General features: G+C 41.4%; 15 protein-coding genes and 1 tRNA gene. 12 read left to right on the top strand and 4 right to left on the bottom strand.

Features of this window, described 5'->3' with window-relative positions:
* Positions 1–2: 2 nt before the first annotated feature.
* The 5 genes from FTU03_RS05370 (at position 3) to FTU03_RS05350 (ending at position 4,697) form a co-directional block, all read left to right on the top strand.
* The gene (locus FTU03_RS05370; RefSeq protein ID WP_004782606.1) at positions 3–305 is read left to right on the top strand and encodes a YbdD/YjiX family protein; all 303 of its coding nucleotides are present in this window, start codon (positions 3–5) and stop codon (positions 303–305) included.
* A gap of 390 nt (positions 306–695) precedes the next feature.
* A complete protein-coding gene (locus FTU03_RS05365) occupies positions 696–1,646 on the top strand; it encodes a MoxR family ATPase (protein ID WP_125278423.1) in 951 nt (316 codons plus the stop codon).
* A 12-nt stretch (positions 1,647–1,658) separates the two neighbouring features.
* Positions 1,659–2,564 carry a DUF58 domain-containing protein gene (locus tag FTU03_RS05360; protein ID WP_179992266.1) on the top strand — a complete coding sequence of 302 codons (906 nt, stop codon included), beginning with the start codon at positions 1,659–1,661 and terminating at the stop codon, positions 2,562–2,564.
* Between the two features lie 11 nt (positions 2,565–2,575).
* A complete protein-coding gene (locus FTU03_RS05355; protein ID WP_159123143.1) occupies positions 2,576–4,573 on the top strand; it encodes a DUF3488 and transglutaminase-like domain-containing protein in 1,998 nt (665 codons plus the stop codon).
* A gap of 47 nt (positions 4,574–4,620) precedes the next feature.
* Positions 4,621–4,697: transfer RNA gene (locus FTU03_RS05350), tRNA-Val, on the top strand.
* A gap of 254 nt (positions 4,698–4,951) precedes the next feature.
* On the opposite strand, the gene FTU03_RS05345 is transcribed toward FTU03_RS05350, so the two are convergent.
* Both FTU03_RS05345 and FTU03_RS05340 read right to left on the bottom strand, forming a co-directional pair.
* Positions 4,952–5,812, bottom strand: coding sequence for an IS982 family transposase (locus FTU03_RS05345; protein ID WP_179992267.1), 861 nt, complete (start codon positions 5,810–5,812; stop codon positions 4,952–4,954).
* A 614-nt stretch (positions 5,813–6,426) separates the two neighbouring features.
* A complete protein-coding gene (locus tag FTU03_RS05340; RefSeq protein ID WP_179992268.1) occupies positions 6,427–6,957 on the bottom strand; it encodes a hypothetical protein in 531 nt (176 codons plus the stop codon).
* Between the two features lie 773 nt (positions 6,958–7,730).
* Here FTU03_RS05340 and FTU03_RS05335 point away from each other — a divergent pair.
* Both FTU03_RS05335 and FTU03_RS05330 read left to right on the top strand, forming a co-directional pair.
* Positions 7,731–9,968, top strand: a complete 2,238-nt coding sequence (locus FTU03_RS05335; RefSeq protein ID WP_179992269.1) for an NADP-dependent isocitrate dehydrogenase — start codon at positions 7,731–7,733, stop codon at positions 9,966–9,968.
* Between the two features lie 247 nt (positions 9,969–10,215).
* Entirely contained in the window at positions 10,216–11,259 is a 1,044-nt protein-coding gene (locus FTU03_RS05330) for a metallophosphoesterase (RefSeq protein ID WP_179992270.1), read from the top strand.
* 43 nt (positions 11,260–11,302) lie between these two features.
* Here the strand turns inward: FTU03_RS05330 and FTU03_RS05325 are convergent, their stop codons facing one another.
* Positions 11,303–11,725 (bottom strand): OsmC family protein, encoded by a 423-nt coding sequence (locus FTU03_RS05325; RefSeq protein WP_004782528.1) that lies wholly within the window; start codon positions 11,723–11,725, stop codon positions 11,303–11,305.
* 147 nt (positions 11,726–11,872) lie between these two features.
* On the opposite strand from FTU03_RS05325, the gene crp reads away from it, so the two are divergent.
* The 4 genes from crp (at position 11,873) to clpB (ending at position 17,162) form a co-directional block, all read left to right on the top strand.
* Positions 11,873–12,580, top strand: coding sequence for a cAMP-activated global transcriptional regulator CRP (gene crp / locus FTU03_RS05320; protein ID WP_004782527.1), 708 nt, complete (start codon positions 11,873–11,875; stop codon positions 12,578–12,580).
* Positions 12,581–12,773: 193 nt separating this feature from the next.
* Positions 12,774–13,823, top strand: coding sequence for an NADP(H)-dependent aldo-keto reductase (locus FTU03_RS05315; protein WP_179992271.1), 1,050 nt, complete (start codon positions 12,774–12,776; stop codon positions 13,821–13,823).
* A 140-nt stretch (positions 13,824–13,963) separates the two neighbouring features.
* Positions 13,964–14,329, top strand: coding sequence for an antitoxin Xre/MbcA/ParS toxin-binding domain-containing protein (locus FTU03_RS05310; protein ID WP_179992272.1), 366 nt, complete (start codon positions 13,964–13,966; stop codon positions 14,327–14,329).
* Between the two features lie 253 nt (positions 14,330–14,582).
* Entirely contained in the window at positions 14,583–17,162 is a 2,580-nt protein-coding gene (clpB, locus tag FTU03_RS05305; RefSeq protein ID WP_004782517.1) for an ATP-dependent chaperone ClpB, read from the top strand.
* A gap of 67 nt (positions 17,163–17,229) precedes the next feature.
* On the opposite strand, the gene rlmKL is transcribed toward clpB, so the two are convergent.
* A complete protein-coding gene (rlmKL, locus tag FTU03_RS05300; protein WP_179992273.1) occupies positions 17,230–19,434 on the bottom strand; it encodes a bifunctional 23S rRNA (guanine(2069)-N(7))-methyltransferase RlmK/23S rRNA (guanine(2445)-N(2))-methyltransferase RlmL in 2,205 nt (734 codons plus the stop codon).
* A gap of 654 nt (positions 19,435–20,088) precedes the next feature.
* Here rlmKL and FTU03_RS05295 point away from each other — a divergent pair.
* Positions 20,089–20,421: a hypothetical protein gene (locus FTU03_RS05295; protein ID WP_034170006.1), complete on the top strand. Its 333-nt coding sequence runs from the start codon at positions 20,089–20,091 to the stop codon at positions 20,419–20,421.
* Positions 20,422–20,581 lie beyond the last annotated feature (160 nt).

Genomic DNA, 20,581 nt, shown 5'->3' with positions numbered 1-20,581 from the left:
GCATGAACTTGAAGTTTGCTAAAGGTGGAAAAGCGGTTATCTATAAAATCATCAAGATGACCGTGATGTCACAAAAAGACCTGATCCTGAACCCGAAAAACTGGTCACGGATTGCGACGTTGTGGCAGCGTTTACAGCAGAGTTTCCGCCTGATGGTGGGTGTGCCGGATTATCAGACCTATCTGGCGCATATGAAAAAGCACCATCCTGATCTGGAAGCGATGGACCCTAAAACATTTTATCGTCACTGTGTAGATTCGCGTTATCCCTCTGCCGGTGGAGATATGAAGAAGTGTCCATGCTAATGGATGAATAAAATGAGCGCCTTTCGGGGCGCTTTTTTACGGGCAAATTTTAGGATTCAAACAAGATAAAACAAAATTATGATCTATTTTGACATTGGGAATTTAAATTTTTAAAAGTCTTTACCTTTTAGGTATAAGTTCAGATCTCAAAGGTTTTTAATAACCTGTTTTCTCTAATAAATATGCCAATCAAAATGTAATTTTTCTAAACTTTAATCTTAAAGCTTCAATTGGCTCTTATAGGAAATTTAATCATATAAAATTTCTAAAATTCCTAATTTATTCTGCAGAAATAAAGTCGGCAGATGACTGATCTTTGGGGAATTTTAAAAAACAGTGTATGTTAATCCTACAGCATGTTTTATTAGGGAAAATATTGTGATCTGGGGCATGAAACAAAAAGAAAAGCTGGATATTGCGCACAACAATGATGAGCTTGAACAGAAGCTGGCTGATTATGCACCCAAGATTCAAAAATTTTTCCAAGAAATTAATGCCATTGTTCTGGATAAACATGCACAGACCAGATTAGCCCTATGCTGTCTGATTGCAGGCGGGCATGTCTTGTTTGAAGATTTACCCGGTTTGGGCAAGACAACATTGGCAAGCAGCCTAGCCCATCTCGCAGGACTGAAATTTCAGCGAATTCAGTTTACCAATGACATGCTGGCCAGTGATGTGATCGGTATCAATATGTTTAACCAGAAAGAACATCAGTTCGAGTTTAAGCAGGGGCCTATTTTTACCCAGATTTTGCTGGCAGATGAAATTAACCGTTCCAGTCCCAAAACTCAGAGTGCCTTGCTGGAGGCGATGGAAGAAGGCTATGCCACTGTCGATGGGATACGTTATGCTTTGCCTAAGCCATTCTGGGTAATCGCGACCCAGAACCCCTTATTTCAAAGTGGCACTTATGCCTTGCCTGAATCCCAACTTGACCGCTTTTTAATGCGTCTGTCTTTAGGTTATCCATCCCGTCATGCTGAAAAACTGTTATTACAGCAAGAATCCCGTTTTGCCTTGATCGCTAGCTTGGCACATGTATTTACTGAAAATGAAGTGCTGGAATTACAGCAGTTGACCCAGCAGATTTTTATCAGTGAAGCGGTTCAGGAATATATGCTAGATCTTGCGGAAGAAACCCGTAAGAAACGCCAAGGCTTATCAACACGAGGTTTGCTGGCGCTTAAACGTGCAGCACAGGCGAATGCCATTATTCAGCAACGTAGCTTCGTAACTCCGGACGATGTACAAGCCGTTTTTGTGGCAGTCGCCGCCCATCGTCTGGGGCTGAGCGATGCAGAAACATTAAATGTGATGCAACAGGTCGCAGTCAGTTAAAGGAGTCCGCTCTTGGATAAAACCTGGCAAAACTGGCTGGCGAAACGCTTTCAATTTTCACAGCAAAAACGACTTTCTCAAAAGGATGTACTGGTCTTTATTTATCAGCAGGGCTATCTGTATCTGGTTCTGATTTTTATCACCTTTATCGCTGGCGTGAACTATGCCAATAACCTGATTTTAGGTTTCTGCTTTCTGATTAGTGCAGTGCTATGTGTCAGCTTCTATCTGACCTTTAAACAGTTGCATGATCTGGATATTGAAATGATTGCTGAAGACGTCGGGCAGGTGGGTCATGCACTTAATCTGCATTTTTATTTTCAGCAAGCGACAGCCCGGCCGCGTTATCTGTATATTAAGGTCGGCAATCAGCTGGAGAAAGTTTATCTGAGTGAACAGAAACAGCATTGGGTGCTGCCATTTTATGCTGAACGTCGTGGTAAATTTGAGTATCCGGTGATTCAGATCTATTCGGTTTATCCCTTTGGCCTGGTACGAGCCTGGACCTATCTTTATCATCATCAGTTTGCTTGGGTGGCACCTAAAGCTCAAAACAATACTTCGGAAAACAAGATTTATCAGAATAGCTTTGAACCGGATATGGATGAGTTCCGTGAATTACGAAATTATCAATCTGGAGACTCATTGCAGGCGGTTTCCTGGAAACAGTTTGCACGTGGGCAAGGCTTGTATGTCAAAGTCTTTGAACAGTATCAGGATGAACATAGCTTTGAGATTCATTATGAACACATGCCTAGCCAGTCGCATGAGGAGAAACTGGGCTTGATGATGGGACTGATTGAGCAATGTGAGCAGCAGCAATGTGCATATGCACTGCATTTACCTCAGGCAGAATTGCCGCAGGGAGCAGGTGAAGAACAGTTACGTAAGGCCAAACAATTATTGGCTCAGGCATAACGGGTGAATCTATGATTGATGGAAAAATCCGAATTTCGATCGTCTTGACCCTAGGCTTGATCATCCTTGCCCAAGTAGCTTTCATCCCGGTGCTGCTCAGCATTATCTTTGTCATTAGCTTACTGTGTATCTGGATTTTTCTTAAACGGCAAAAGCCATTTCCTAAAATAGGAACTTTTCTTCTCACGGCCTTAGCATTAGGTAGTATTTATCTTAGCCACCAAAGTTTTATTGGAGTGGAGGCAGGTGTTGCAGTTCTTTCCACTTTTTTATTTGCCAAATCATTAGAAACGAAAAACCGGCGGGATCTGATTATCTTGTTTAATTTTGCACTTTTTGTTGCGGCCAGTTCATTTCTATATAGCCAGTCTTTTGGCATGGCTGTTTTGATTATTCTATGCTTATTAAGCTGTCTAATTGGCTTATACCGGATTCAGACCAGTGAGTTTCAGCAGAGTCAGCAATCACCACGTATAGCCTTACAGCAAGATGCCAAATATGTCGGCAGATTTGTGCTTTATGCTTTGCCGTTTTTTATTTTGTTATTCATTTTCTTTCCGCGTTTGCCACCGCTTTGGCATATCCCAATTCCAGAAAATAAAGGTATAACCGGAATCGGTGACAGTATGTCACCGGGCGATATTGCTGAATTATCTCAATCTAATGCTCTAGCTTTCAGGATTATTGGTGATGTGAGTAAACTGCCGCCACGTTCAGAGTTGTATTGGCGGGCATTGGTGCTAGATGAATATGATGGACAGCGCTGGACCAGTAGCTTTATTAATCAGCAGCCTTTAATCCGTCAGCCTGGAGAAGTTGTTCCAGTATCCACATCAGGGTGGAATTACCAATATCTGGCTGCTGATCCTTCTGTGTTCTGGGTGATGGGCCTGGAAAAATCGATGCCTTTGGAACGCCGTTATTATAATCGTCAGGACTGGAGTATCGTACCAAGGCGTTTAACCCAACGAGTAGAACCGATTCATCTGCAATGGCTAGGTAGTCAAAATACTGAAAGTATTTTACCGGAGCAATTTGTTCAGCGACTTAATACCCAGACTCAAGCCCATTTGGATACTCAGGCACAACAGTTGGCACAGCGTTTATATCTACAAAGTGAGGAGGATCCACGACGTTATATCCGAACAGTCTTAAACTGGTATCAGCAAAATCATTTTGTATATACCCTGAAACCGGGCGTACTCGGTAAAAACCGGATTGATGAATTTCTGTTTAAATTTCGGCAGGGTTTTTGTGAACACTATGCTTCCAGTTTCGTGATGCTGATGCGATATGTTGGAATTCCGGCACGTGTGGTCACAGGTTATCAAGGCGGACAATTGGCGCCCGATGGGAAAAGTTGGGAAGTTCGTCAGTTGGATGCTCATGCCTGGACAGAAGTCTGGATTGACCAAAGATGGCAGCGTTTTGATCCTACCGCAATGGTAGCCCCGCAACGTATTGATGATGGGATGCAAAATTTAATCTCGCAAGATGAGCGAGTATGGGCAAGTAATTCTGGCTGGACATCACACCGTAATATATGGCTGACCAAACTAAGAGTCTGGAGTGATTATGCAAGTTACCAATGGCAAAGTAAGGTCGTAGGCTATAATGCCGAATCACAGCAGGGCTGGTTAGCGAAACTGGGCCTAAGTTCAGTCTATTCCAGCGTAATTATTTTAATATCTGGTATTGGCATACTCGTACTGCTTTATATTTTAAAAATCTATTTTAAAAATCGGCAGTTACAGTCACCTTTTGAACATTCTATTCAGCAGTTTAATCAGTCTTTGAAAAAAAAATTAAAAAGACAACCCGCAGAGACTTTTCATCAGTGGATGTTACGGCTATCTCAGCAAGTTCAGGATAAAGATCAGTCTGTATTCTTTGAAGCAATTAGACTATTTGAAAAATCAATTTATTCAGGCAGGGAATTCTCAAACCAAGATCTGAAACAATTCAAAGATTTGCTTAAAACTTGTACGTATATATTGAAAATTAAATGAAAAGACTTGTTTTGAGATCGAAAAATTTATAATATGCCAAGCATTCTAGGTGTATAGCTCAGTTGGTTAGAGCGCTACGTTGACATCGTAGAGGTCTCCAGTTCGAGTCTGGATATACCTACCAGGATTCAAAAACTAATGTTATAAGGGTTTTAAGCGAAAACAGTAGCTTAAAACCCTTTTTTTATACCTACAATAAAAAGTATCTTTATCCGCGTTATCCTTAAAATCGCTGCTTTTTACCGATTATACAGCTTAATTTACGTCAAGGTTACGACAAGAATTTTGGAAAGTACGTCATGAAATTAACTGAGCCAAGAATAAGAAAGTACATTGAATCTTTTGATAATAAAATAACCTGAATCCTGCTTAAGCCAATCATTCCATTACTCGAATGGTTGGCTTGTTTTGATGGCATAACTGGTAAGCACATAGAGATGCATAAATTCCAGCTAAGTATCCTTCAATGCTTCTCGCTTTACTCGTCACCAAATGATATTTCCCTTTTAACAGGCTAAATAAAGTCTCTATTTTATTACGCTGCTTTAAGTGATATTCATCTGCTGTTGAGAGTTGTACAGATTTCATATTCTTTCGGTGATAGGTAATTAAATCAGTACTTTGTACTTTTAATCTACTCTTTAATTCCTGACTGATATAACCACGATCAGCATAGAGCTTGGCTTTTAATCCTTCTACCAACTGTTCAACCATTTTAATATCTGCTGTATGCCCATTTGATAAAGCTGTACTGACCATGTCTCCTGACTGATTCATGATTAAATGCAGCTTACAGCCAAAGAACCATCCCATTGAGCTTTTGCCGCGTGTTGCAATTGCTGCTAGAGATTTATGCCGTTGAATCCGCTGATTTTTACATACAGGTAGTGTGGTCGAATCGATCCATAAATACTGACTCTGACAGTCTTTCATTAAGGCAAAATGTAAAGCATGCAGTGCCAATTGATGTGCTCTGATGAGATGAACCATTCGTTGGTAACACGGTAAATATCGAAAGAGTTGACTATGATTGTGCTTTAATGAAAAGAAAAATGCTTTGAAGTTATTGAAATGAGAGCATTTATACCAAATTGCGATGAATACGATTTCTGAAATTTTCAATTGAGAAGACCGCATTCTCAAACGCTTGTTGTTGTGTTTTAAAAATTCCCAATAGCTTGCTTCAAATTTCTGAAAAAAGTCATCAACGATGCAGAAGAAATATGTAAAATCGAACATGGTGGCTGAAGGCTTAGGTTGTGTGGTAACTCCCTAATGGTTTTCAGTCACCTTTTTTTCAAGTTAATTTCTTATCCGCGATTCAGGTTAAAATAATGCTATGAATAAGGTCAGATCATTCTGTTATATGGACATTTCGGTTTGCACTTAAAACTGCAATGTGATGGGGGAAATGGGTATAAAGATAAAAAATATTTACGATAGAAATGTTCATCTGCCAAAGACTAAAAATGGTGATGCACTTAATATGCCGTTAACTATAAAGGCTATAGAGCTTCTGGATTTGATTCAATATGACGGACTTAATATTAATCCCTTAAAAAGAGAATTCATTTAAGTTGATATGGAAACGTAGAAAGCAAAAGGCAGGGCTTCCAGATATTCATTTTTATGACACGCGACATAAAGCACTCAACTCTTTGTGAATAAATAGAAATTATCGATTGATGTGCTGGCCCTGATCACTGGGCGTATATCAAAGTGCTGGCAAATACTTACTACACCCGGGATCGAAGATATTGCTGACATGTTAGAGGCTGCATACGAAAAGCCTTATTCAGTTAATGGGGTAGGGTGAGTAGTGAGGCTGAGGATTTTTGTGTGATATGAGATTGTTAATCTTCAGTTATCGTAAAGTGATGTCTCATTAAGTCAGTATTATTTGCATCATTTATTATAGAAATTAATACATCATATATAGCAGTTAGCTCATCTAGACTATGGAAAGCGCTCTTTCTGTTTATACGCTTACACATATCAAAAATATCTTCTTGGACTTCTTCAGCATGGTTAACTTTTTCTTTAGTGAGTGTAATTAACTTTCGAATATCACCTTCTATTACTTCGCTATTCTGATCGAGTGATTTGATAGACCCTTCCGACAATTTCAATATTTTTTTAAAATTATTTATTTTTAATGCGTTTTTATCTAAAGCTATGAGTGACATATTAAGGGATTGTATCTTTAATTCAAATTTTCTTTGTTCATCTGCACGATCTTCATGTTTTTTTGCAATTTTTATCTGTTCAATTATTTGTCTATAACCAAAAATTGCAAGACTTAGCGCTAATATGCCTATCAGAATCTGAATCTGTCCTGAATTGCTCTCAGCCCATGTCGAAAAACTAACTAAATAATTCAGCATAAAATAAGTCCTTATTGTAAATTAATCAGCATTCTACCCAAATTTAATTAGAAGATTCTTATTAATTAAACCAACATACTGGCATTATCTAAAGCCTATTAAACCAATAGAACCATTTTTTTATTTGAATTACGGTCGATACATTTCCAGTGTTTGTAAAGGTAATTAAAAAAATGCACATAATTTAAACTGAACAAAGAGTAGAAAGGTGACTATTATTTAGGTTGTCTTAAGTCTTTAGGATTAACTATCAATTTATCAGGTGCAGATCATAGATTTCGATAGGGAATAGCAGATCTGTTTCAATTCGCTTTTTAACCCATACTTATGGAAATTACGGCCATTGATAATTTATTTTCATGATACCCAACATGTAGATAAAAATTGATGGCAAAAAACCGAATTAAGCACACATTAAGTTTATAGGTGAATTTGTCTGATTTTTAATTTAAGTAATTGAATCATAATGATTAAATTATAATTTTTGGTAAAATTAAGCAAAATCTGCAAATTAACCTTCTAATGCACAAATCGCATGGTTTGGCAATGTGCCGATTCGAAAAAAGGTTCATTTTCACGTAGAATACTGCTGTCGGTGAATCACGCTGACAATTTTTACGAATTTTTCAGGCAAAGTTGAATATGTATTGATATTCCTTTGACTGAGGTGCAACCAGCACCACTACTTTCAAAGTTTATTTAAGTAACCGGTTCGCTGAAATTAGGCCAAAAGCCTGATGATCAGAAACTCAATCCAAAGCAAGGGGCTATATATGGCTGGTGGAAAGTCAACAATCATTTACACACTGACCGACGAGGCGCCATTATTGGCGACTTACTCTCTACTGCCGATCATTGAGACCTTTACTAAGCCGGCGGGCGTTGAGATTGTTAAGACAGACATCTCTGTAGCCGCACGCGTACTTGCAGAATTCGCAGACTATCTAAGCGATGAGCAGAAAGTTTCAGATAACCTGGCAGAATTAGGTCGTCTTACTCAGGACCCAGATACTAATATCATTAAACTCCCTAATATTAGTGCGTCTGTTGCTCAGTTGACGTCATGCATTAAAGAACTTCAGTCTAAGGGCTATGCACTGCCTGATTATCCGGAAAACCCGACTACTGAAGAAGAAAAAGCAATTAAAGCGCGTTATAGCAAGTGCCTAGGTTCAGCAGTGAACCCAGTACTTCGTGAAGGTAACTCTGACCGTCGTGCGCCGACAGCAGTGAAAAACTACGCGAAAAAACACCCACATTCTATGGGTGAATGGAAACCTTGGTCACAAACTCACGTTTCTCACATGCAAGAAGGCGACTTCTACCATGGCGAAAAGTCTATGACTTTAGACCGTGCACGTAATGTGAAAATGGAACTGATCACCAAGTCTGGTGAAACTATCGTTCTTAAGCCAAAAGTTGCGCTTCAAGACGGCGAAATCATCGACTCAATGTTCATGAGCAAAAAAGCCCTTTGCGACTTCTATGAAAAAGAATTAGAAGATTGTAAAGAAGCTGGCATCCTGTTCTCTTTACACGTTAAAGCGACCATGATGAAAGTATCACACCCGATCGTATTCGGTCACTGTGTGCGTATTTACTACAAAGATGCGTTTGAGAAACACGGTAAATTATTCGACGAGCTCGGCATTAACGTAAACAACGGTATGGCTGGTCTTTACGAAAAAATCGAATCTTTACCGACTTCTTTACGTGAAGAAATCATTGAAGATCTTCATGCATGTCAAGAACACCGTCCAGCACTTGCGATGGTTGATTCTGCAAAAGGTATTACCAACTTCCATTCTCCAAACGACGTGATTGTAGATGCTTCTATGCCTGCAATGATCCGTACTGGCGGTAAAATGTGGGGTGCTGACGGTAAACCTTACGACTGTAAAGCAGTTATGCCTGAATCTACATTCGCACGTATTTATCAGGAAATGATCAACTTCTGTAAATGGAATGGTAACTTCGACCCACGTACTATGGGTACAGTTCCTAACGTTGGTCTGATGGCTCAAAAAGCTGAAGAATACGGTTCTCACGACAAGACTTTCGAAATTCCTGAAGCGGGTGTTGCGAACATCACTGACCTTGAAACTGGTGAAGTGTTGATGTCTCAAAACGTGGAAGAAGGTGATATCTGGCGTATGTGCCAGGTGAAAGACGCACCGATCCGCGACTGGGTGAAACTGGCTGTAACTCGTGCACGTAACTCTGGCATGCCAGCAATCTTCTGGCTTGACCCGTACCGTCCACACGAAAACGAACTGATCAAAAAAGTTCAAACATACCTGAAAGACCACGATACAGAAGGTCTAGACATCCAAATCATGTCTCAAGTACGTGCGATGCGTTATACACTTGAACGTGTTGCTCGCGGTCTGGATACGATTTCTGTGACTGGTAACATCCTGCGTGACTACCTGACTGACCTGTTCCCAATCATGGAGCTTGGTACTTCTGCGAAAATGCTGTCTATCGTGCCTCTAATGGCAGGTGGCGGTATGTACGAAACTGGTGCTGGTGGTTCTGCGCCTAAACACGTACAACAATTGGTAGAAGAAAACCACTTACGTTGGGATTCTCTAGGTGAGTTCTTGGCATTGGCTGTTTCTCTGGAAGAAATGGGCATTAAAGAAAACAATGCACGTGCGAAACTGCTCGCGAAAACACTGGATGCTGCGACTGGTAAATTGCTTGACAATGACAAGTCTCCATCACGTCGTACTGGCGAGCTAGACAACCGTGGCAGCCACTTCTACCTGGCTAAATTCTGGGCAGAAGAACTTGTAGCGCAAGACGAAGATACAGAATTGAAAGCGAAATTTGCACCGATCGCTCAGTCTCTTGCTGAAAATGAAGAGAAGATCGTAAGCGAATTGAATGCAGTTCAAGGCCAATCTGTAGATATCGGTGGTTACTATGCGGTTGATCCTGCGAAAGTAAATGCTGTAATGCGTCCAAGTGCTACATTGAACCAAATCATTGAATCACTAAATGCTTAATCAGGCTGTACTAGCTTTAAAGCTCGTAAAGTGAATAAAACCGGTGCTTAGGCGCCGGTTTTTTATTGTTTTTAGATATACATTTAGATAAGAAATGAAGAAATGAGATTTCAGTTAAGTTTCTGATCTATCGTTATTTGATTGAATAATCGAAATGATTAAAAAATAATTCTGAACTTGTTATATTGATTTAAAGTATAAGCGCTATATTAAAAAAAGGTTTTATTGACCTGGGTAGGGTAGAGCCATGAGTAATCAGATATTCATACAGCAGACTTTTGATGGTCCGGTGGATATTGTTGGCGATATTCATGGTGAGATTGATGCGCTACATCAATTATTAAAAGTATTGGGCTACGATCTGCAAGGTCGTCATCCTGAACAGCGTAAACTGATTTTTGTCGGAGATCTGTGTGATCGTGGACCGGACAGTATCGCTGTCATCAGACAGGTTAAAACCTTAATAGAAAATGGCAATGCGCAATGCATTCTGGGTAATCATGAAATCAACTTGTTAACCGATACGCTACGGGAAGGTAATGGCTGGTTTTTTGGTTCACCGCATCAGGATGATCTCAAAACTTTTGATTCAGTTCAGGCTTCAATTCAGGATCGTGCATGGATTCTAGAATTTCTAAACAGCCTGCCTTTGGCTCTAGATGCACCCCATTTAAGAATTGTGCATGCTTGCTGGGATACGCAGGCAATTCAACAATTGAAATCTGTTCCTTTTAATTCAATCAGACAGGCTTATGATCATTTTGTCCTGAAAAATGAGCTTGAGTTACAGACTTTAGGCTTTGATGAATATATCCAGAGTGAACAGCAGCAATATCAGGAACAATTCAAGGATCCAGCAGCCAGTATTCCCTTATTAAAATATATCGCTGAAAAAGAGTTACGCGACCAGATGCAAAATCCGATTCGTACCTTAAGCTCAGGCGCAGAAAAAATTGCACAACGTCCAGTCTATGCAGGGGGGCGCTGGCGTATGATTGACCGTTTGCCATGGTGGGAGCGTTATACAGATAGGATACCTGTGGTGATTGGCCATTATTGGAGAAACTTTAAAACCACCGAAGAAAAATCCGGTCTGTTTAAGCATATTGATGCCTTGCAATGGTTTGGTCAGCAGCAGAATGTATTTTGTGTCGACTATTCAGTGGGCAGGCGTTATCGCGATCGTCAGCAACAGGCTGAGTTTGCCCATCATCTCGGGGCTTTAAGATGGCCTGAAAATCTGGTGATTTTTGAAGATGGCCAGCAGTATTTCACTCAAAAAATGACGTAAAAAAAGCAGCCACGAAGACTGCTTTTTTATTGAAATTAGCGGATTATTCCACTTCTACAATTTCAAAATCGTGAGTAATTTCGACCCCACCGTCAGATAGCATTTTACTGGCAGAACAGTATTTCTCAGCAGAAAGTTCTACGGCTTTAGCGACCTGTTTCTCTTTGATGCCTTTACCGCTGACCACAAAGTGTAGATGGATTTTGGTAAATACCGCAGGAATTGTATCGGCACGTTCTGCTTTTAATTCACAGCGAACATCAGTAATCTCCTGACGTGCTTTCTTTAAAATTGTCACAATGTCAAAAGAAGCACAACCGCCCAGACCGGTTAAAATCAGTTCCATTGGGCGAGGACCACGGTTTTCACCGCCATATTCAGGTGAACCATCCATGATGATACTGTGACCACTTTGAGTTTTTGCTTCAAAAGCAACATTCTCTAGCCAATGAACACTCGTTTGCATTGCAACTACCTAAAAAAAGCTATAAATTTACGAAGTAACTGTACACTAACATAAATTGGGTTGATAAGGAATTTCAATCCCACTGTGTGACAAGTTCACATTAGGTCTTGTGCGATCTATAAATTATCCATATTCGGAACTGTAAGCATGACTTCAAACTTTTCACAATTAAGCACAGACGCACTTTCGCCGGGGCAACTACCTGAATCAGTGAAGGCGTTATTAAAACGTGCATATATCAATCGCTATCCAAAACGTACCACGATCGTGGATGCAGGATCAGAATCTAAATCTCTGTATTTAATTCTGAAGGGGTCTGTGTCTATCATTCTTCGTGAAGATGATGAACGTGAGATTGTGGTAGCTTATTTAAATGCGGGAGACTTCTTTGGGGAAATGGGTCTTTTCGAAGCAAATCCACAGCGTACTGCAGAAGTGCGTACTCGTGATGTCTGTGAAATTGCTGAAATTACCTATGAAAACTTTCATGAAATTAGTAAACAATATCCAGACCTTAGCTATGCAGTTTTTGCCCAGCTGGTTCGCCGTCTGAAAAATACCACACGTAAAGTGACTGACCTGGCATTTATCGATGTGTCTGGTCGTATTGCACGTTGTCTGATTGACCTGTCATCTCAGCCAGAAGCGATGATCTTGCCAAATGGTCGTCAGATCCGTATTACCCGTCAGGAAATTGGCCGTATTGTTGGGTGTTCACGTGAAATGGTCGGTCGTGTTCTAAAAACTCTAGAAGAACAGGGCATGATTGAAACCGATGGTAAGGCGATTCTGATTTTTGATGCATCGCTGGAAGAACCTGAAGCAGTGGGTGCTGGCGAGTTCGAAGACGAATAAGCCAAAAGCACGATAAAAAGCAAATCTTCGGGTTTGCTTTTTTTATTCCTGTTTAAAAATTTCAGCCTGATTCAGAACATAACAAATTGGCACAAGCTTGTTAGAAAAGATGATTTAAGTCCGTCTTATAATTCCGATAGGCTATAGCACACTTGCTCTTGATAAATAACAGATAAACTTAAAGGATATTTTTATGCAATTCAGACCATTGGCGGATACTGGGATTTTATTGCCAGAAATCTGTTTGGGCACCATGACTTTTGGTGAGCAAAATACTCAGGAAGAGGCTTTTCAGCAATTAGACTATGCCTTGGATCAAGGTTTATATTTCTGGGATACCGCAGAAATGTATCCGGTGCCACCCAAGCCTGAAACGCAAGGGGCAACTGAACGCATCATTGGTAACTGGATTGCTTCACGGGGTGGTCGTGACAAACTGTTTTTAGCTTCGAAAATTGCGGGTCCGTCACAAGGTGGGAGCCATATCCGTGATGGTCAGACCCGGTTTGTGGCTTCGGAAATTACATCAGCAATTGATAATTCATTGTCACGTTTGCAAACTGATTATATCGACCTGTACCAATTGCACTGGCCTCAGCGCGCAACCAATTTCTTTGGCAAGCTGGGTTATGGCAATGCAGAAGCTGCAGATGATCGTGCTGTCACGAATCTGGAAGAAACCCTGACTGCTTTGCATGACGAAATTAAGAAAGGTCGTATCCGTTATATTGGCCTGTCCAATGAAACACCTTGGGGCACCATGAAGTTCCTGCATCTGGCAGAGAAATTGGGACTTTCTAAATTTGTTAGCGTGCAAAATCCGTATAGCTTGCTGAATCGGACTTATGAAATTGGTATGTCGGAAATTGCCAAATACGAAGGTGTAGGTTTGCTGGCTTATTCTCCACTGGCATTCGGTTATCTGACTGGTAAATTCCGCAATGGTGCACGTCCAGCCAATGCACGTGTGACTTTATTTTCACGTTTTAGCCGTTATAGCAATCCGGAAAGCGAGTGGGCCGTCGAGCAGTATGCACAACTGGCTGAGCAGCATGGCCTGACCTTAACCCAGTTGTCACTGGCTTTCATTAAACAGCAGTTCTTCGTGACCAGTACCATTATCGGTGCGACCAATCTGGATCAGCTCAAAGAAAACATTCAGGCGTTTGACGTGAATCTGTCTGAAGAAGTCTTGCAGGGCATTGAAGCCATTCACCGTCAGCAGCCCAATCCGGCACCATAATCACGATATTACCATTCTAAAACACCCTCTAAGCGAGGGTGCTTTTAATTTGATGAGTAAATTTGATGATAAACAACATAGCAAGAAAAGGATAAAGGCAGCATAATCAAAACAAGATTCATCTATAGAATTTGACAAAAATGAATAATGAAACGGATATTTCTAAATCCCAAGTATTAGCTATAGCAATATTCAATCTCGCTGAACAGTTGCAATTGCAAGAATCTGAGCTTGCATTAGTTCTGGATCTATCTGAAGCAGAATTATCGTCAATCATAAATCAAAAAGAATTAGAACCAGATACTAGCGCAGGTAAAAGAGCGATAACTTTAATCAATATCTATCAAGCGTTATTTGGTCTGAATGGTGGAGACTTGAGCTGGATGCGCCAGTTTATCAATTCACCTAACAAGCTTTTGGATCAGCAAATACCAAGATCCTTGATGCAAACAGAACATGGTTTGAGTGCAGTATTGCGATTACTAGGACGCTTGCAACCGCACTAAAGGTCTTTCTCTATTTTCTACCCATCCGAAAAATAGCAGAGTAAATTAAATCAGATATTCATTATTGATCTTCACTTTAAAAATTCTACTTTCGCTCACTTGAAATATTTTCATTGAATACCAATATTAATACTGATAACTCTGTCTTTTATTTAATTAAATTTTTGAAAAATATATAAAAAATTATTTGAAATTTTATTTCCAGCACCCATATATCCATCAAGTAGAAAATTTGTTGTGAGGAATAACAAGAATGCGTTTTGAGAAATTTACCAATCGCTTACAGCAAACCCTTTCCGATGCGCAATCTCTGGCAATGAGCAAGGATCATGCTGCCATTGAAGGGATTCACATCTTGTCCACCTTGATGGAAGAAGCATCGAATGTGAGCTTGCTGCAACAGGCAGGAGCGAACCTGCGTGACCTGCAAAGCAAAGTACAAACTGCGCTAAATAATGTAGCTACGCTCGGTAATCCCTCTGCCGATATCAACATCAGTCAGGAAGCAGCCAAAGCTCTGCATCTTGCGGACAGTTATGCACAGAAAGCAGGAGATGAGTTCCTGTCTACAGACTGGGTATTACTGGCACTTGCAGAAACGGGTGCCACCAAAACCTTATTAAATAGTGTTGGCGTAAAAACAGAAACTTTACGACAGGTCATTAATCAAATTCGAGGCGATGAAAAAGTCATGAGCAATAATCATGAAGATCAACGGGACTCACTGAATAAATATACGATTGATTTAACTGAACGTGCCATGGCAGGCAAACTTGACCCGGTGATTGGTCGTGATGATGAAATCCGTCGTACGATTCAGGTGTTGTCACGCCGTACCAAAAATAACCCGGTACTGATCGGTGAGCCAGGGGTCGGTAAAACTGCAATTGTCGAAGGTCTGGCACAACGTATTGTCAATGGTGAAGTTCCAGAAGGCCTGAAAGGCAAACGTGTCTTATCTCTGGACCTAGGTTCTTTGCTGGCAGGTGCCAAATATCGTGGTGAGTTCGAGGAACGTCTCAAAGCTGTTCTGAAAGACTTGGCTAAACATGAAGGCGAAATCATCCTGTTCATTGACGAGCTGCATACCTTGGTCGGTGCCGGTAAAGGCGATGGAGCCATGGATGCGGGTAATATGCTGAAACCTGCATTAGCGCGCGGTGAACTACGCTGTGTCGGTGCAACGACTCTGGATGAATACCGTCAGTACATTGAAAAAGATGCAGCTTTAGAGCGTCGTTTCCAGAAAGTGCTGGTGGATGAACCAAGCGTAGAAGATACCATTGCGATTCTGCGTGGTCTGAAAGATCGTTATGCGACTCACCATGGGGTACAGATTCTGGATTCTGCGATCATTGCTGCGGCGAAAATGTCACACCGTTACATCACTGACCGTCAATTGCCAGATAAAGCTATTGACCTGATTGATGAAGCAGCATCTCGTATCAAAATGGAGCTGGATTCTAAACCTGAAGCACTGGATAAACTCGAACGCCGTCTGATTCAACTGAAGATGCAACTTGAAGCGGTGAAAAAAGATGCAGATTCTGGTGCACAGGGCGAAGTGAAACATCTGGAAGAGCAGATTGCCACTGTAGAGAAAGAGTACAGCGAACTGGAAGAAATCTGGCGTGCCGATAAAGCGCTGGTAGCAGGCAACAAAGATATTCAGGTGAAACTGGATCAGGCTCGTATTGCGCTGGAAAAAGCCCAGCGTGAAGGTGATCTGGCTGAAGCAGCACGTTATCAATACGGTGTGATTCCGGAACTGCAAAAACAGCTGGAACGCATTGAAGCGGCTGAAGAAAGTGAAGCACCAAAACTGCTACGTGACAAAGTCACTGACAATGAGATCGCTGAAGTAGTCAGTGCTGCGACCGGTATTCCTGTGGCGAAAATGCTGCAAGGTGAGCGTGATAAACTGCTGCATATGGAAGAATTCCTGCATAACCGTGTTGTTGGTCAGGAAGAAGCCGTAGTGGCTGTATCTAATGCTGTGCGCCGTTCACGTGCTGGCTTGTCCGATCCTAACCGTCCAAGTGGTTCATTCCTGTTCTTAGGCCCAACAGGTGTGGGTAAAACAGAATTGACTAAAGCTTTGGCGAACTTCCTGTTCGACAGTGACGATGCCATGATCCGAATCGACATGTCCGAATTTATGGAAAAACATTCGGTGAGCCGCTTGGTCGGTGCACCTCCGGGCTATGTCGGTTATGAAGAAGGTGGTGTGCTGACTGAAGCGGTGCGCCGTAAACCATATAGCGTGGTGTTATTCGATGAGGTCGAAAAAGCGCATCCGGATGTATTTAACATTCTGCTGCAAGTGCTAGATGATGGTCGTTTGACTGACTCGCAAGGTCGTGTGGTGGACTTTAAAAATACCGTGATTGTGATGACTTCGAACCTGGGTTCACAGGATGTCCGTGAACTGGGCGATAAAGCAACTCGTGAAGAAGTCCGTACAGTGGTGATGAATGCGGTATCGGAACATTTCCGTCCAGAGTTTATCAACCGTATTGATGAGCTAGTGGTGTTCCATGCACTGGAAAAAGACCAGATCCGTGGTATTGCCGATATCCAGTTGAACCGCTTGCGTCAACGTCTGGCAGAACGCGATATGCGTCTGTCTGTGGATGACAGTGCTTTCGATCAGTTAATCGAAGCTGGTTTCGATCCGTTGTATGGTGCGCGTCCATTAAAACGTGCGATCCAGCAACGTATTGAAAATGGTTTGGCACAAAGCATCCTGGCAGGTGAGTTTGGCCCTGGTGATACCATCGTCGTTCGTGGTGAAAGTGGCGAGCTGGTCTTTGAAAAAATGAAACTCAGCTAATAGAAGTTCTCCTCGCAACAAAAAAACCCAGCCTAGGCTGGGTTTTTCTTTATCTTATATTCACACCTTACATTTTTGGATGAGTAATTTTCCAGGCACGGTGAATTTTCTGGTTACGCTTGAAGTCTGGACCAATGGTTTCATGCGTGATTTCTTCCACGTCATATAAACCTTCAATCATTTCATCCATTTCGAAACCACGGTAGTTGTTCGAGAAATACAACGTACCGTCAGTGGTTAAACGGTTCATGGCACGTTTCAATAAAGAGACGTGGTCACGCTGAACGTCGAAAGTCCCGTAGAATTTTTTCGAGTTAGAGAATGTCGGTGGATCGATAAAGATCAGGTCATATTGTTCATGACCTTCTTTCAGCCATTCAAAACAGTCAGATGCAAAGAATTGATGTTGTTGATCGGCATGGTCTACAGTCAGGCCGTTTAGAACAAAGTTCTCTTTTGACCAGTTCAAATAAGTATTAGACAAATCGACACTGGTGGTACTCGCTGCACCGCCTAAAGCTGCATGTAAGCTCGCGGTAGAGGTATAGCTGTACAGATTCAGGAAGTGCTTGCCTTTGGCTTCTTTGGCAATACGCAAACGTATCTGACGGTGATCCAGGAACAAACCGGTATCCAGATAGTCGGTCAGGTTGACCAGAATCTTGGCTTGGCCTTCCTGGACGATAAAACGTTTAGACGCTGTACTTTGTTTGGTGTACTGGTTTTTACCTTCCTGACGGGCACGCGTCTTGATAAAGATCGCATCACGGCCCAAACCGGTCACGGCACGAATTGCCTGTAGAGCCAGGTTAAAACGTTTTTTTGCTTTTTCAGGATCGATTTTTTTCGGTGGTGCATATTCCTGAACATGCAGACGTTCGCCGTATAGATCAACTGCTACATTAAAGTCCGGCAGGTCGGCATCATACAAACGCAGGCAGTGAATATTTTCTTTTACCGCCCATTTTTTCAGGGTTTGCATATTCTTGGTCAGGCGGTTAGCAAATTCCATCGCACCTTCAATCGGCTCGAATTGTTGCGGCTGCCAGCTTTCCAGGAAAGGACGTGTGACTGCTGCCGGTTTTACCGTACCGAAACGGATATAGATTGGCAGTTTACCGTTCATCAAACGCAGAATTTGTGGATCATTGAACGCCAAGACATCGGCCTGTTCCACCTGAGCAGCAATGACTGCGGCTTTTTGATTCGGGAAATTCTTTTGCAGCAGATTAGACAGGCCCAGATACAAGGCACGGTTAGATGCCTTATCGCCCAGACGCTCACCATATGGTGGATTCGTCACAAAGAAGACTTTCTTGCCTTCAGCCTGGAAATCTGGCCAGTCGGATAAAGTACGCTCTTCGATCTTGATCTGATCGAGGGCTGATTCAAAACCTGCCGCAATAATGTTCTGTTTAGTGGCTTTCACTGCTTCCCAGTCGGCATCAAAAGCATAGAATTTCGGTAATGGGTTTTCTAGCGCAGCTTTATGACGTTCAGCCGCTTCAGCTTTAATCCCCATCCACAATTCATGATCATGACCATTCCAGCCATTAAATCCGAAACGACGAACCAGACCTGGGGCACGATCCGTCAGAATCATCAGGGATTCAATGATAAACGTCCCTGAACCACACATTGGATCAACCACAATATCCGGGTTGATGTCTTTCAGGCCGCCTTTTTGCAGGATCGCAGCCGCCAGATTTTCCTTAATTGGTGCTTCAGTCATAAAGCGGCGATAGCCACGTTTATGCAGGGAATCACCAGATAAATCTAAACAATAAGTGTGTTCTTTTTTACCGGCCAGAATGTACATGGTAATTTCTGGCTGTTTGGTATCAATACTTGGACGTTTGCCCACAGCTTCCATAAAGGAATCGACAACACCATCTTTGGCACGTAGAGTTGCAAACTGGGTGTTGACCTTAATATCACGTTCAACGTGCAGACGAATCGCAAAGGTGCTTTGTGGTGCAAAAATCAGTGACCAGTCGAAGCTCATCGCACCTTCATAAAGCTCTTCTGCAACATCACGCGCATCGTGGGAGAATTCGATTTCATGCGTGTGAATTGGCATCAGGACACGAGAAGCCAGACGAGACCACATACAAATGCGATATGCATTTTCAAGCGTGCCTTTGAAGGTCAGACGACCTGGGAAACGTTCAATATCCTGAACACCTAAACCTTTGATTTCTTCTTCTAATAAGGTTTCCAGACCATCGGCACAGGTGACCCAATAATTGCTTAAACGTGAAGAGGTATTCATAAAATAGAGAGACCGGAAAAGAATAAATAAAAAACTGCGCTCAGTTTAGCGTATTTTGCCTGTTAAAGCTTTGGAAATTTTTTAAATTCGAGCATATGTAGCCTAGTGTTACTCCTCCTAAAAAGCACTAAATGTTAACTTAAAAAGCAAACTAAAAATTGACGAGAGATGTAAAATTACAAAATACCAAGAATGAAAATATTTTGAATAAAACTTTTATTTTACAGATGGATATGTAATGGGTATTAAACTAATTCGCAATCTAGATCTTCAATTGCAGCCATGTTGTATGTGTGATTTAAAAAATAAATAATCGGGTTATTGATGTGATGGATCTGATGCCGGATCGTTTATATGCACCATATGGCATCAACATTACTCTAAAAGTAAAAGCTAAAATTTGGTCACTCATGTCAAGTGATCGAGACTAAGAATTGATTAGCCAGACGAGGAGTGAATCTAAAACAAAAAAGACACTGATCTACGATTGCTCGAGGTAGAACAATTTTCATTCATATCAATTTATAACTCACATAACTTATTTATTAATTTTGGTACGTTTATTGCTCTATCTAATATCAATGAAGCTGTAATGCTGAGGGGAATCATTACAGCTTCATCTTTATTCTTAATTATTATTTCGGAGGGGCTTAGATGTTGGATCTTCAATTACGCAGGAATGAGGCATTTTCAATCGCTACCTTGATCTATGCACGTTTAAGACGAGTGACTGGGCGAGTAATTGATGCCATGTATCTTGCAGAAAATATCCACTATGCAAAGCATGTGATTGGGCTGGCAGAGCAGACTGAAGATCCTGAGTTATTACATCTGGTCAATCGTTTAAAAACCACTCTGGATTTATCGTCATTTTCAGAACTGCAGGCTGAAGAACAGGCGGAAAAGGAACTGATTTCTGTGGAACCAAGTGAAGAAGATATCTATCGCGCACAGGTTTCACATCATTATATTGGCGCATTGCGCTAATTGGGGGATTGGGTGTGGATGCTCCAGACTGAAGCACTCATGTTTAAATGAAAAAACAAGCATATAGATAGACAGGTTAAATTATCTTATTGAAAAAATACATGGGAATTTAAATTTCCATTCTTATTACCGAGATGGTTTTTGTACAACCGAGCTCTTT

Origin of the sequence: Acinetobacter sp. YH12046 (genome assembly GCF_013419905.1) — a bacterium.
GTDB lineage: Bacteria > Pseudomonadota > Gammaproteobacteria > Pseudomonadales > Moraxellaceae > Acinetobacter.
This window is presented reverse-complemented; position numbering and strand designations above follow the sequence as displayed.

Coding starts and splice junctions, on each gene's coding strand:
- FTU03_RS05370 (WP_004782606.1), top strand. CDS start 3: ATGAACTTGAAGTTTGCTAAAGGTGGAAAAGCGGTTATCTATAAAATC.
- FTU03_RS05365 (WP_125278423.1), top strand. CDS start 696: ATGAAACAAAAAGAAAAGCTGGATATTGCGCACAACAATGATGAGCTT.
- FTU03_RS05355 (WP_159123143.1), top strand. CDS start 2,576: ATGATTGATGGAAAAATCCGAATTTCGATCGTCTTGACCCTAGGCTTG.
- FTU03_RS05345 (WP_179992267.1), bottom strand. CDS start 5,812: ATGTTCGATTTTACATATTTCTTCTGCATCGTTGATGACTTTTTTCAG.
- FTU03_RS05340 (WP_179992268.1), bottom strand. CDS start 6,957: ATGCTGAATTATTTAGTTAGTTTTTCGACATGGGCTGAGAGCAATTCA.
- FTU03_RS05335 (WP_179992269.1), top strand. CDS start 7,731: ATGGCTGGTGGAAAGTCAACAATCATTTACACACTGACCGACGAGGCG.
- FTU03_RS05330 (WP_179992270.1), top strand. CDS start 10,216: ATGAGTAATCAGATATTCATACAGCAGACTTTTGATGGTCCGGTGGAT.
- FTU03_RS05325 (WP_004782528.1), bottom strand. CDS start 11,725: ATGCAAACGAGTGTTCATTGGCTAGAGAATGTTGCTTTTGAAGCAAAA.
- crp (WP_004782527.1), top strand. CDS start 11,873: ATGACTTCAAACTTTTCACAATTAAGCACAGACGCACTTTCGCCGGGG.
- FTU03_RS05315 (WP_179992271.1), top strand. CDS start 12,774: ATGCAATTCAGACCATTGGCGGATACTGGGATTTTATTGCCAGAAATC.
- FTU03_RS05310 (WP_179992272.1), top strand. CDS start 13,964: ATGAATAATGAAACGGATATTTCTAAATCCCAAGTATTAGCTATAGCA.
- clpB (WP_004782517.1), top strand. CDS start 14,583: ATGCGTTTTGAGAAATTTACCAATCGCTTACAGCAAACCCTTTCCGAT.
- rlmKL (WP_179992273.1), bottom strand. CDS start 19,434: ATGAATACCTCTTCACGTTTAAGCAATTATTGGGTCACCTGTGCCGAT.
- FTU03_RS05295 (WP_034170006.1), top strand. CDS start 20,089: ATGTTGGATCTTCAATTACGCAGGAATGAGGCATTTTCAATCGCTACC.